At 44.9% G+C, this 13,341-nt stretch carries 9 protein-coding genes; 5 read left to right on the forward strand and 4 right to left on the reverse strand.

Features of this window, described 5'->3' with window-relative positions; translation table 11 throughout:
- Window positions 1–129: 129 nt before the first annotated feature.
- A complete protein-coding gene (gene mdh / locus NX845_RS21095) occupies window positions 130–1,065 on the reverse strand; it encodes a malate dehydrogenase (protein ID WP_004735908.1) in 936 nt (311 codons plus the stop codon).
- A gap of 332 nt (window positions 1,066–1,397) precedes the next feature.
- Between mdh and argR the strand changes: the two genes are divergently transcribed.
- The 4 genes from argR to NX845_RS21115 all read left to right on the forward strand — a co-directional run bounded on the left by argR (window position 1,398) and on the right by NX845_RS21115 (window position 6,556).
- A complete protein-coding gene (argR, locus tag NX845_RS21100) occupies window positions 1,398–1,868 on the forward strand; it encodes a transcriptional regulator ArgR (RefSeq protein WP_004735909.1) in 471 nt (156 codons plus the stop codon).
- 342 nt (window positions 1,869–2,210) lie between these two features.
- Window positions 2,211–3,179, forward strand: a complete 969-nt coding sequence (locus tag NX845_RS21105; protein ID WP_017078819.1) for a TAXI family TRAP transporter solute-binding subunit — start codon at window positions 2,211–2,213, stop codon at window positions 3,177–3,179.
- A 255-nt stretch (window positions 3,180–3,434) separates the two neighbouring features.
- Window positions 3,435–6,014, forward strand: a complete 2,580-nt coding sequence (locus NX845_RS21110) for a TRAP transporter permease (RefSeq protein ID WP_017095997.1) — start codon at window positions 3,435–3,437, stop codon at window positions 6,012–6,014.
- Window positions 6,015–6,118: 104 nt separating this feature from the next.
- A complete protein-coding gene (locus NX845_RS21115) occupies window positions 6,119–6,556 on the forward strand; it encodes a universal stress protein (RefSeq protein ID WP_004735912.1) in 438 nt (145 codons plus the stop codon).
- 147 nt (window positions 6,557–6,703) lie between these two features.
- On the opposite strand, the gene NX845_RS21120 is transcribed toward NX845_RS21115, so the two are convergent.
- Together NX845_RS21120 and rluA are read right to left on the reverse strand one after the other, a co-directional pair.
- The gene (locus tag NX845_RS21120; protein ID WP_260257123.1) at window positions 6,704–7,666 is read right to left on the reverse strand and encodes a D-2-hydroxyacid dehydrogenase; all 963 of its coding nucleotides are present in this window, start codon (window positions 7,664–7,666) and stop codon (window positions 6,704–6,706) included.
- Between the two features lie 34 nt (window positions 7,667–7,700).
- Complete coding sequence (rluA, locus tag NX845_RS21125) at window positions 7,701–8,435, reverse strand: bifunctional tRNA pseudouridine(32) synthase/23S rRNA pseudouridine(746) synthase RluA (RefSeq protein ID WP_102501126.1); 735 nt, start codon at window positions 8,433–8,435, stop codon at window positions 7,701–7,703.
- A 158-nt stretch (window positions 8,436–8,593) separates the two neighbouring features.
- Between rluA and NX845_RS21130 the strand changes: the two genes are divergently transcribed.
- On the forward strand, window positions 8,594–9,871 hold the full coding sequence (locus tag NX845_RS21130) for an NRAMP family divalent metal transporter (RefSeq protein ID WP_054541394.1): 1,278 nt from the start codon (window positions 8,594–8,596) through the stop codon (window positions 9,869–9,871).
- 140 nt (window positions 9,872–10,011) lie between these two features.
- Here the strand turns inward: NX845_RS21130 and rapA are convergent, their stop codons facing one another.
- Window positions 10,012–12,921, reverse strand: a complete 2,910-nt coding sequence (gene rapA, locus NX845_RS21135; RefSeq protein WP_065681816.1) for an RNA polymerase-associated protein RapA — start codon at window positions 12,919–12,921, stop codon at window positions 10,012–10,014.
- Between the last annotated feature and the right edge of the window lie 420 nt (window positions 12,922–13,341).

Below are 13,341 nucleotides of genomic sequence, written 5' to 3' on the forward strand. Positions count from 1 at the left end.
CCTGACTCCGATAGAATATCGAACTCAGGCCTTGAAAGCCGCTTAACAGAAATGTCCAACTTTACGGGGTCACTTCATAATGATCGGCTCTTATTAACTATCTTTTAGCTGAGTTAAATGGTGTCCCGCTTATTTAGCGAATTCAACACCAATCTCAATATCGCCATTTAGCGTTTCTAGCATGCTGTCTAGTGCATTGCGTTCGAAGTCGCTCAGTTCACCGTAGCTAAGAATCGCTTCTGCGCCCTCTTTGCCTAGCTTAACTGGCTGTGCAAAGAACGGTGCGTGCTCGCCTTCACCTTCAACGTATGCACACTCAATCACGTTCTCTTCGCCTTGAAGCGCTTTCACTAGAGCAAGACCGAAGCGACAAGCCGCTTGACCCATAGATAGTGTTGCACTGCCGCCGCCAGCTTTAGCTTCTACTACTTCAGTACCCGCATTTTGGATACGAGTTGTTAGCGCTGCGATTTCTTCATCAGTAAACTCTACGCCTTCAACTTGAGAAAGTAGAGGAAGGATCGTTACACCTGAGTGACCGCCGATAACAGGAACACGGATGTCGCTTGGATCTTTATCTTTCAGCTCAGCAACAAACGTTTCAGAACGAATAACATCAAGAGTAGTAATACCGAATAAACGACGCTTGTCGTAAACGCCCGCTTTCTTAAGTACTTCAGCAGCGATTGGTACTGTTGTGTTTACTGGGTTAGTGATGATACCAACACAAGCAGTAGGACAAGTAACTGCGATTTTCTCTGCAAGAGACTTAACAATGCCAGCGTTCACATTGAAAAGATCCGCACGATCCATACCAGGCTTACGAGCAACACCCGCAGAAATAAGCACAACATCCGCACCTTCTAGTGCTGGTGTTGGATCTTCACCCGCGTAACCTTTGATCGAAACAGGTGTTGGGATATGGCTAAGATCGGCAGCGACACCCGGTGTTACCGGAGCGATGTCGTAAAGTGCAAGATCTGAACCAGCAGGTAGGCGGTTCTTTAGTAGTAGGGCTAGGGCTTGACCGATGCCACCAGCGGCACCAATAACAGCTACTTTCATTGTTATTCTCCTTGAGAGATTTCTCTTATAAATTCTTGGTAGGGTAGTTCTTGAGCTAAATTATGGTTAAAAAAATATATTAATCACAAAGTGATTACAATCAATTAACGCCAGCTTTGCGACTTCGCGCAAGTCAATAAAACCGTGCTACACAGCAAGTTCGCATTATGGCGATAATCGACTGAAATAACAAAATAAGTCGACACTAATAACACATTATTCTATTAAATTTTTACAGTGATATGACTAACAAATTGCCGTGATATTTTAGCTAAAATTGAATATGTATGCGAGAATATGCAAACATCTTTGTTAATGAATAAGAATGACATATGCGCAATACAGAAAAACAAGACAACTTAGTTCGTGCTTTTAAATCATTACTAAAAGAAGAACGTTTTGGTTCGCAAGGCGAGATTGTCGATGCCCTCAAACATGAAGGTTTTGAAAGTATCAACCAATCTAAAGTTTCGCGTATGTTAACTAAGTTTGGTGCAGTTCGAACTCGTAATGCAAAAATGGAGATGGTTTACTGTCTTCCTGCTGAACTTGGTGTTCCGACAGTTTCTAGCTCTCTGAGAGAATTAGTATTAGATATCGACCACAACAATGCATTGGTGGTGATACATACCGGCCCAGGTGCGGCGCAGCTTATTGCTCGTTTATTGGACTCATTAGGTAAGTCGGAAGGTATACTAGGTGTCGTTGCAGGCGATGATACTATCTTCATCACGCCAACCTTGTCAGTTACCACGAAGCAATTGTTTGATTCTGTGTGCGAACTGTTTGAATACGCAGGATAATTGGTCACAGTTTCATAACCATAAACCTGATTAATGGATCACGAACACCGATTCGCTTCGTGATCCAAATCACATCCTAGAATATCTATCTCCCCCTCTTCAAACACCACTAAACCATTGATTTTAAAAAACTCAGTAGCAAATCAAACACAAGATCTAACCGTCATTTGTTAGATTTTTTAGCTATATCTTTTAACATTTGAGTAATTTTCTGCCAATTTTTGATATTATTCAGCCACTTTTTCATCACATGGATTGAAAAAGGTGCCGTTTCCAAATAGGAAACTCCAGAAACGACTACACTTGTTTCAGGGTTAATAATGAATAAAGGAAGGGAAATTCATGGCATTTACCAAACTTATTAAAGTTGGGGCTATTGCAGCTGCTGTAATGGGCGCTGGCGCAGTTAACGCTCAAGAGTTCATCACAATTGGTACAGGTTCAGTAACGGGTGTTTACTACCCAACTGGTGGTGCTATTTGTAAGCTTGTGAACAAAGGCCGCAAAGACCACAACATTCGTTGTTCTGTAGAATCTACTGGTGGTTCGATCTACAACGTTAACACCATCCGTGCTGGTGAACTAGATTTCGGTGTTGTTCAATCGGACTGGCAATACCACGGCTACAACGGTACAAGTAAATTCAAAGATCAGGGCGAATACAAAAAACTTCGCGCTATGTTCTCTCTACATACAGAACCGTTCAACATCATCGCTCGTACCGATGCTGGTATCAACAATGTGTCTGACCTAGCAGGTAAGCGTGTAAACATTGGGAACCCAGGCTCTGGTGACCGTGCAACGATGGGTGTTGTAATGGACGCTATGGGTTGGACTAACGATAGCTTCAAGCTTGCTTCTGAACTTAAAGGTTCTGAGCGTTCACAAGCTCTTTGTGACAACAAGATTGATGCATTCATCTACATGGTTGGTCACCCGAACGGATCAATCAAAGAAGCAACGACTTCTTGTGATGCAAAACTGGTTTCTGCAACTGGTCCACAAATCGACAAGATCGTAGCTGAAAACCCATACTACGCATACAGCACAGTTCCAGCTGGCATGTACCGTGGTACAGATGCTGACGTAAACAGCTTCGGTGTTGCTGCAACTATGGTAACAACGTCTGACGTTTCTGATGAAGTCGCATACAACGTTGCTAAAGCGGTATTTGAAAACTTCGCTACATTCAAACGCCTGCACCCAGCATTTGCGAACCTGAAGAAAGAAGACATGGTTAAAGCGGGTATCTCAATCCCTCTTCACCCTGGCGCAGTAAAATACTACAAAGAAGTAGGCCTTCTAAAGTAATTCTACTTTAAGCCTGCTCTACCAATAAGGAGGCATGTCCTCCTTATTGGCTTTTCACGTTTTATAAAAATAACCCAAGTGAAAAGAGACAAACCTTTAAGTTTCTCCAATTTGGCGAACTTACCTTCGTATCAAGCCTAAGACAAAGACGAACAAAAAACGCATTTCCCTATCCATTCGCTACACTAGATAGGAAATAAATAACGTCTCGTTGTTCGTAAGAAAGGCAGACCATCAATAATAAGGATAAAGTACATGACGCAGACAACATCACCGTCTCCAGATGTGCAAGAAATGGTGGCACAATCAGACACTGGTGCGCGTAGCCCTCGCGGTATCCAAGGCCGTATTTTATGGTTTGTGCCTCTATGTTGGTCACTGTTCCAACTTTGGTATGCATCTCCGCTGCCGTTCATTTTTAACTTCGCAATTTTAAACGACACTGAAGCTCGAGCAATTCATCTTACGTTTGCCATCTTCCTAGCCTTTACCGCTTACCCAGCCATGAAAAATTCACCTCGGGATAGAATTCCTGCGGTCGACTGGATATTAGCGCTGGTTGGTAGCTTTTCAGCTTCGTATATCTATATTTTCTATACTCAACTCGCTGAACGTTCAGGCGCACCAACAACATTCGATATTGTTGCTGCTGTATTTGGTATGGTTCTACTGCTTGAAGCAACACGACGCGCTTTAGGTCCACCTCTTATGGTTGTGGCTGCAGTATTCCTACTTTACACCTTTGGCGGTCCACACATGCCAGACGTTATCGCCCATAAAGGTGCAAGCCTGAACAAGGCAATGTCGCATCTGTGGCTAACAACTGAAGGTGTATTCGGTGTTGCTCTTGGCGTATCAACATCATTCGTATTCTTGTTTGTACTGTTTGGTGCAATGCTAGAACGCGCAGGTGCAGGTGCTTACTTCATCAAGGTTGCGTTCTCTTTACTTGGCCACATGAAAGGTGGCCCAGCGAAAGCAGCCGTTGTTGCTTCTGGCCTATCCGGTCTTGTGTCTGGTTCATCTATCGCTAACGTGGTAACCACGGGTACTTTTACGATCCCTCTAATGAAAAGAGTCGGATTCTCAGGTGAAAAAGCCGGTGCTGTAGAAGTTGCCGCTTCAACCAATGGTCAATTAACTCCACCAATCATGGGTGCTGCTGCATTCTTGATGGTTGAATATGTGGGTATCTCGTATGTAGAAGTGATTAAAGCGGCGCTATTGCCTGCTCTTATCTCTTACATCGCCTTGATTTACATTGTTCACTTAGAAGCATGTAAAGCAGGTATGACTGGCCTACCTCGTCGCCACACACCAACTATCGTACAGAGCCTGCTGTCTTTCACTGGTACCATTCTTGGGCTTTGTGTCATCAGTGCTGCGGTTTACTACGGTGTCGGCTGGACGAAAGATGTCTTTGGCGATGCAGCGACACCTATTGTTACCGTTGCTCTATTGATCTCTTATGTAGCCTTGGTTCGAGTATCAGCAAAATATGCCGCTGAAGGTGGCATGGACATCGATGCCGAGCTAACAGAAGTACCCGATCCAGGCCCAACCATTAAATCTGGCCTGCACTTCCTACTGCCTATCGTGGTGCTTGTTTGGTGTCTGACTGTAGAGCGATTCTCTCCAGGCCTTTCTGCCTTCTGGGCAACGGTATTCATGATCTTTATTTTGATTACACAGCGTCCTTTGATGACTCTGATGAACAAATCGGACGATCTTGCAGAGCAAACTAAAGCCGGTTTCGTTGACCTATTAGAGAGCTTGGTTTCAGGCGCGCGCAACATGATCGGTATCGGTGTAGCAACAGCTGCTGCGGGTACGGTTGTTGGCGTGGTGACTCTGACGGGTATCGGCTTGGTAATGACGGACTTCGTTGAGTTCATCTCAGGCGGTAGCATCATTCTTATGCTGCTATTCACTGCGGTAATCAGCTTAATCTTAGGTATGGGCTTACCAACAACGGCGAACTACATAGTTGTATCAACGCTGATGGCTCCGGTAATTGTTACTTTAGGCGCGGCGCATGGCCTGATCATCCCTCTGATTGCGGTTCACTTGTTCGTGTTCTATTTCGGTATCTTAGCCGATGATACACCTCCGGTTGGCTTGGCAGCCTTTGCGGCCGCCGCGATTGCAAAATCAGATCCGATCCGTACTGGTATTCAAGGCTTTACCTACGATATCCGAACCGCGATATTGCCATTCATGTTCATCTTCAATACCCAACTACTGTTGATGGGCATTGATTCTTGGTGGCATCTATTCCTCACTATCTTTTCTTCTGTGACCGCGGTACTTATCTTTGCCGCTGCAACGCAAGGTTGGTGGTTTACCAAGAACAAATGGTGGGAAACGATCCTACTATTGGTTCTAACTTTCTCTTTCTTCCGCCCTGGCTTCTGGTGGGACATGATTTATCCAGAGAAAGTTCTTTCACCTGGAGTTGAGATCGCTCAAATCACAGAAGGTCTATCTGTGGGACAATCTCTTGAGTTAAGAGTGGGTGGCGAAAACTTAGAAGGTAACTATTCTGAGAAGACGGTTCGCCTTCCATTTGAAGATTCTGCGACAACAAGTGAAGACCGCATTGCTTCAATGGGCTTAATGTTGACGAAATCTGAAGGCAAGATGATTGTCGACATGGTTGAATTCGGTAGCCCAGCAGAAGCGGCTGGCATTGACTTTGATTGGGAAATTAAATCAGTTATCCAAGACGCAGAAAGACCAATGAAAGAGTGGGTATTCTTACCATCCCTACTCATTTTGATTGGCTTAGCGATGAACCAAAGAAGGCGTGCTCGTAAGGATGAGATTAGCGCGTAATGGATAGAGCCAAGTAGCGCTCAACTCTATTTGGCTTTATTACATGGAAAGGATAATCACAGCGCTTAGTCAAGACTAAGCGCTGATAAAAAAGAGAAAAACACATGTATAAACAAATCCTTGTTCCTGTTGATCTTAACGACAAAGGCTTTTCTGACAAAGCTGTTGAATTAGCGGTATGGCACGCAAAGCACAGTAATGCTGAAATCCATATTCTGAACGTACTACCTGGCATTCACATGTCGATGGTGGCGTCTTACTTCCCGAAAGATGCAGCAAACCAAATGAAGCTCGATGTGAAAAATCAGCTGAAAGAGTTTGCAGACAAGTACATCGACGATGAAGTGGTTTATAAGGTTCACGTTGCCGAAGGTAAAACCTACACAACGATTCTAGATTACGCAGAAAAGCTTGGGGCAGATCTGATTGTGATGCCTAGTCATAAGCGCTCGAAAATCGACAAAGTGGTACTGGGGTCAGTGGCGAGTAAAGTCGTACAGAATTCACCAATCAATGTATTGGTCATCAAACCTCAAGGCTAAGGCTTCTGACTTCTGGCTTCTGGCTTCTGGCTTCTGGCTTCTGGCAGATAAGCTAAGTCGAACTAAAGACAAAACATCTAAAAAGGTTGGCTCAAAGCCAACCTTTTTTATGTCTGAAGCTGAGTGTATAACCGCTCTTACTGCGAATTAACTGACGAGATTCTGCGGCTTACCAGAAACAAAGGCATCAATGTTATCGATTAAGATATCAGACAGCTTTTGAATTGAGCTATCACTGCCCCACGCTACATGTGGCGTTAATAGTAAATTTGGCAAATGACTATTAGCCAGTAATGGATTTGAGTTGTCAGCCGGTTCTTGTGTGAACACATCCATACCCGCGCCCGCAATCTCTTGATTTTTCAAAGCTTCAACTAAGGCTTGTTCATCCACGAGTCCACCGCGGCCAGCATTAACTAACACCGCATTTGGTTTCATCATTGCTAGCTCTCGCTCTGAAATCAGGTCTCGAGTCGCTTTGGTCAATGGACAATGTAAGCTGATTGCATCTGCTTGTTGTAACACCGTATCAAAAGGCAGATACCCTTCTCGACAAGAGTCAGCCCCTTTACGCTCAGCAAAGATGACATTCATACCAATTGCTTTAGCCAATATCGCTGTTGCTTGTCCTAAGCCACCACTACCGATTAAGCCTAATGTACTGCCTGCAACATCTTGAATCGGATGAGTAAAGAAGCAGAATTGTTGATCCTTTTGCCACTCGCCGGCTTCGATGTCTTGATGATAACCAACGAGATTTCGTTTTAACGCAAACAACATAGCGATAACATGTTCAGGTACCGATTGAGTCGCGTAGCCTTGCACGTTTGTCACCGCGATATTGTTACTCTTACAGTAGCCAACATCGACATTGTTTACACCTGTAGCTGAAACGGCTATTAGCTTGAGCTGTTGTGCTTGAGCTAAATTCGATTCGTTGATCACCACCTTATTGGTAATAACCACATCAGCGCCTTCAATTCGTTCAGACACTTGCTCCGGCGAAGTGAAATCATATTCAACCCACTGATGTTCAAAGCGGAGAGGTTTTAAATGAATTTGAGATGGGATGGTGGCTCGGTCGAGAAAGACCACTTTCAACTTCGGCATTGTACGTCCTTGCATTGGTATTGATTTAACCATTCTAAGCTTTTAGCTTGCTGTAGTCTGGAAGCTCTGGCGCAATTTCAAAGTGCTGTTCAATTTGCGGTGATGCTTGAGGGTAAAACTCACACGGAACAAAGGCTTTGAAAAGCTGATGATTAGCCGGATGATAAAAGCTCAGTTCACACGCGTGCAGAGCTAACCTGTCACTATAGTTAAACGCATCTGGCGTTGCATAAAACTCGTCGCCAACGATTGGATTCCCTAGTTCCATGCAGTGAACACGTAACTGATGAGAGCGGCCAGTGATCGGAAGCAACTTCAACAATGCCGTTTGAGCCTCTTGTTGCTCCACCACATAGCGAGTCTGTGATGGCTTGCCATCCTCGAAGCACACCTTTTGTCTTGGTCGATTTGGCCAATCACAAATGAGCGGCAGATCAATCAAACCTTCTGCTTCTTCTACTGAACCCCATACTCGGGCGTAATAGAGTTTGTGTGTCAGTCGATATTGAAATTGCTTCTTCAAATGACGCTCAGCTTGTTTGTGTTTAGCGAGCAGCATCAAGCCCGATGTCGACATGTCCAGTCGATGCACCACCTGAATCTCCGCAAATTCGACAACCAACCGACTCCACATACTGTCGTAGTGCTCAGGCAATCTCCCCGGCACCGAAAGTAGGCCAGCAGGTTTGTTCACCACTAGAATATCGTCATCTTGATAAACAATATCGATCCACGGTTCACGCGGTGGTGTGTACTGTTCTAACGCCATTAAAGCCTCTTAATTACTAGTAAATAAATAATTTACGGTTGATTCGTTTATGAATAAATACAATTTTCGACATTTTTGTACATAAAAGTTGACGACCTTACAAAACATGGTATTGATAGGGTAACGGATAATAAGAAGTCAGCATCAAAGGAAAAATGATGGAAAGTACGGTTAAAACTACCAGCACAAAAACACCAACCTCAGCTCCCCTATCAAGTTTAATTAAGTCTCTTGGCCCAGGCATTATGATGGCCGCAGCAGCGGTAGGTGGCTCTCACTTAGTAGCCTCAACCAAGGCTGGTGCGATTTATGGTTGGCAGCTAGCCGCGCTTATTATCCTCGTAAACATATTTAAGTACCCGTTCTTCAAAGCTGGTATCCAATACACACTAGGAACGGGGCAAAGCTTGGTGGAAGGTTACTCTAACCTAGGCCGCCCATACCTTGTGATCTTTTCGATACTGAGTGCTATTTCCGCAGTCGTGAATACCGCAGCCTTGCTGTTATTCAGTGCGAGCCTACTCAGTTACTTTATTCCTTTCGATTTAGCCACCAGCACCTTGTGCATGATCGTTTTAGCGACCTGTTTGATCATTCTTTTTGCGGGCCATTACCGCGCGCTCGACACTCTCTCTAAAGCGATAATGGCGATCCTGACCATCACAACCTTAGCTGCTGTTGCGATTGCTATTGGCTCTCCAGTCGAACCTGATGCCGCTTTTGTGCCACCATCACCTTGGTCATTGGCAGCTATCGGATTTATCGTGGTGACGATGGGTTGGATGCCTGCGCCTATCGAGATCTCAAGCATCACTTCTATGTGGCTAAAAAGCCAAAAAGAGAAACAAGACGTGACCGCTCAATCAGCACTGTTCGATTTCAATGTAGGCTACATTGGTACGGCATTGCTTGCATTGGTATTCGTTGCTTTAGGTGCTCTGGTACTTCACGGCTCGGGAGTTGAATTGTCTCGCTCTGGCGTTGGCTTCACTCATCAGTTGGTCGGTATTTACGCCTCGACAATTGGTGAATGGTCTCGTCCACTGATCGCAATCGTCGCCTTCTTCTGTATTTTTGGCAGTACCATTACCGTTATCGATGGCTACTCACGCGTACTTGCTGAATCACAGCGTCTACTGCTTAAAAAAGAGAGCAGCCCAAGAATGCTACAAGGGTGGATAATCATCGTATCTATCGCTGCGCTAGCAATCGTAATGTTCTTTAGTGCAGCCTTGATGCCAATGCTCGATTTCGCGATGATACTCGCCTTTATCACGACCCCATTCTTCGCATTACTGAATTTCATTTTGGTGAGCAAAGCAGAGCTACCTAAAGCGCTTGCGATTGGCACTAAGCTAAAATGGTTGTCTGTAGCAGGCCTGGTTTACCTATTTGGCTTCTTAGCTCTGTTCGTTTGGTGGAAATGGTTGATGTAATCAGCTCTCCAAATTATTAGCCAAACTGCTAACCGAACTCAGAACTAAACTGTTAACCAAGCTACAGATACAAATAAGGCCTTCGTGATGAAGGCCTTATTTCGTTAAAGCGTAAAGCTAGCGATATTCGAGTTCTTGGCTTAGTTGTGAGAAACCACAATCAAGCGTAACGAATCCAGCTGAACCTGAGCCTTACTGATGTAACCCGTCAGTTCATTGATTTGAGCTTCGATAACTTCTAGCTCTTCATCACGAATGTTAGGGTTCACCGCTTTAAGCGCTTGTAGACGCTCTAGCTCACCGTTCAAGTTGGTTTGCATATCTTTCTGGGCTTGCTGACGAACTTCTTCAACCTTCGGCAGTACATGCGTCTCACCAGCTTCAATTAGCTTGTGAATTTCACCCTGTACTGAATTCACCAACTTGCTTGCCAAGTGACGGTTCACAGGACTTAGCTGACGGTTAAAGCTATCGAACTCAACCTGAGCAGATAAATCGTTACCACGACCATCCATCATCAAACGAATCGGCGTCTTAGGTAAGAACTGGCTGATACCGCTGCGCTTTGGCGCTTGTGCATCAACAAGGTAAACCAGCTCAAGCAGGATAGTACCAACAGGTAACGCTTTGTTTTTCAATAGCGATACCGCAGACGCACCCACACCTTCGCTCAATAGCAGATCAATACCGCCCTGAATCATTGGGTGTTCCCAGCTAATGAAGTTCATGTCTTCACGAGAAAGCGCAGTTTCACGATCAAACGTGATGGTTGCACCTTCATAAGGTAGACCTGGGTAGCTTGGAACCATCATGTGCTCAGATGGCGTTACAACTAGCGCATTTTCACCTTTATCGTCTTGGTTCAAACCAATGGTATCGAACAGACTCAGTGCAAAAGACACTAGATTAGTATCACCGTCAGTCGACGCGATCTTTTCTGCAATCTCATGCGCTTTTTCGCCGCCATTTGAGTGCATTTCTAGTAGGCGATCTCGGCCTTTTTCTAGATCCGATTTCAGGCTTTGGTTTAGCTTCGCTGACTCTTCAATCACTTCATCAAGTTGTTCGGTGTTACCAGAAGCCAACATCTCAATAAGAACATCAGAGTACTTGTCGTAAACTGTGCGACCCGTCGGACAAGTTTCCGCAAATGCATTCAGACCTTCATCGAACCAACGCGCTAGAATCGCTTGCGATGTGCCTTTTAGGTAAGGAACGTGAATGTCGATATCACGCAGCTGACCGATACGGTCCAAACGACCAATACGTTGCTCAAGCAAGTCTGGGTTGAATGGCAAATCGAACATCACTAACTGGTTAGCAAACTGGAAGTTACGACCTTCAGAGCCGATTTCACTACAGATAAGAACCTGAGCACCACCCTCTTCTTGAGCAAAGTAAGCCGCGGCTTTATCACGCTCTAGAATTGACATGCCTTCGTGGAATACGGTTGCACGCACACCTTCACGCTCACGCAGTGCTTGCTCTAATTGAAGAGCAGTACTCGCACGAGAGGCGATCACTAGGATCTTTTCGCTGCGCTTATCTTGAATCTTTTCAATCAACCAGTTAACACGTGAATCGAACTGCCACCAGCTTGAATCTTCACCTTCAAACTCTTGGAAGATCTCTTCTGGGTACAGCATCTTCATCGCACGAGCTTCGGGAGCCATTTTGCCACCGATCATGCCTGATACACGCATAGAGGTTGTGTACTGCGTTGGGATATCCATCGGCAGTAAGTTTACATTGCGCTTAGGAAAGCCTTTGATTGCAGCACGTGTGTTTCTGAAAAGAACACGACCTGTACCATGGCGATCCATAAGATTATCAATCAGTTCTTGGCGAGCTAACGCTTGCTCTTCTTCGCTGCTATCGCCCTCGATAACGCGGAATAGAGGCTCAACATCTTGTTCAGATAGAAGCTCAGTGATCTGATTCTTCGCGCTGTTTTCAAGCTTCACGCCAGAGAACAATGCCGTTACAGCATCAGCAACTGGCGCATATTGGTCTTCTTCTTCAACGAATGCTTCGTAATCGTAGAAGCGATCAGGATCAAGCAGACGCAGACGTGCAAAGTGACTCTCACGACCCAGCTGTTCAGGGGTTGCTGTCAGTAGCAGTACGCCAGAAGTATTTTCAGCTAATCCTTCAACCACTTGGTATTCGCGGCTCGGTTTATCTTGGCTCCACTCAAGGTGGTGCGCTTCATCGACAACCAACAGATCCCACTCACCTTCAAGTGCTTGCTCGTAGCGCTTGCGGCTCTTACGTAGGAAATCCAGTGAACACAGAACGTATTGCTGAGTATCAAATGGGTTATCTGATTCAGCAAAAGATTCAATGCAGCGCTCTTCATCAAAGATAGAAAAGTGTAGATTGAAACGACGCATCATCTCGACAAGCCATTGGTGTTGTAGCGTTTCAGGTACCACAATCAGAATGCGTTCAGCACGGCCAGACAACACCTGTTGGTGAATGATCATGCCTGCTTCGATGGTTTTACCTAGACCCACTTCATCAGCCAGTAAAACGCGTGGTGCGTGACGACGACCTACTTCATGAGCAATGTACAACTGGTGAGGAATCAAACCAGCGCGCATACCACACAAGCCACGCATCGGGCTCTTATGTTGTTGGTATTGATTGCTTAACGCGCGGTAACGTAGGACAAAGTTATCCATACGGTCGATTTGACCTGCGTACAGCTTATCTTGCGGTTTGTTAAAGCGGATCTGGTTGCTTAAGAATATTTCACGCAGAGTCACCTCTGTCTCTTGAGTGTCTTCACGAGTGCCCAAATAAGTCAGTAGCCCTTTATCTTCGATAACTTCTTCGACAGTTAGAGACCAACCTTCTTGGCATTCGATGACATCGCCAACATTAAACGTTACTCGGGTTACGGGAGCATCAGTGCGTGCATAGACACGATTCTCTTCTGATGCTGCAAACATTACTGTCACTGTTCGAGCATCCATTGCTACAACGGTACCTAAACCTAAATCGCTCTCCGTATCGCTTATCCAGCGTTGCCCCAAAGCAAATGTCATGAATCGACTACCTCAATCTTATAGTTGGAATTTGGTCATGTTAACTGCAGTTTTAAACAAGAGCGTTATCGCGCTTGAACTAAAAATATAGCTAAAGATGCCTAGTTTGCAGCCACTTTTTAAGTGCGCTCTTAATAATAAATATCTCGAGAAAATGGTGCAGAAAAAGGTCGCTAATCTTACTCGATGCTGTGATTTAGGTCACGCCTAAAGGAGATGATTTCATACTTTTTTTCTGTTTTCGCCAGTGCAATCAAACTGTCAAAAAATCATGGGTAATCTATAGGTAGCAGATTGCTGCTCTCAAACGAATACGCCATATTCATTCACAACGATATGGCGATATTTCTCTAGATGAAGTTTAGGTGAGTAGTTGACTATCACCGGAATGAGATACTAATCTTTATATGAGCTTTATCT

The sequence above is a fragment of the Vibrio sp. NC2 genome (assembly GCF_025195005.1).
In the GTDB taxonomy this organism is placed as follows: Bacteria; Pseudomonadota; Gammaproteobacteria; order Enterobacterales; family Vibrionaceae; genus Vibrio; species Vibrio splendidus.

Excerpts from the sequence above, each read along its gene's own strand:
- mdh (WP_004735908.1), bottom strand. The coding sequence starts at position 1,065 with ATGAAAGTAGCTGTTATTGGTGCCGCTGGTGGCATCGGTCAAGCCCTA.
- argR (WP_004735909.1), top strand. The coding sequence starts at position 1,398 with ATGCGCAATACAGAAAAACAAGACAACTTAGTTCGTGCTTTTAAATCA.
- NX845_RS21105 (WP_017078819.1), top strand. The coding sequence starts at position 2,211 with ATGGCATTTACCAAACTTATTAAAGTTGGGGCTATTGCAGCTGCTGTA.
- NX845_RS21110 (WP_017095997.1), top strand. The coding sequence starts at position 3,435 with ATGACGCAGACAACATCACCGTCTCCAGATGTGCAAGAAATGGTGGCA.
- NX845_RS21115 (WP_004735912.1), top strand. The coding sequence starts at position 6,119 with ATGTATAAACAAATCCTTGTTCCTGTTGATCTTAACGACAAAGGCTTT.
- NX845_RS21120 (WP_260257123.1), bottom strand. The coding sequence starts at position 7,666 with ATGCCGAAGTTGAAAGTGGTCTTTCTCGACCGAGCCACCATCCCATCT.
- rluA (WP_102501126.1), bottom strand. The coding sequence starts at position 8,435 with ATGGCGTTAGAACAGTACACACCACCGCGTGAACCGTGGATCGATATT.
- NX845_RS21130 (WP_054541394.1), top strand. The coding sequence starts at position 8,594 with ATGGAAAGTACGGTTAAAACTACCAGCACAAAAACACCAACCTCAGCT.
- rapA (WP_065681816.1), bottom strand. The coding sequence starts at position 12,921 with ATGACATTTGCTTTGGGGCAACGCTGGATAAGCGATACGGAGAGCGAT.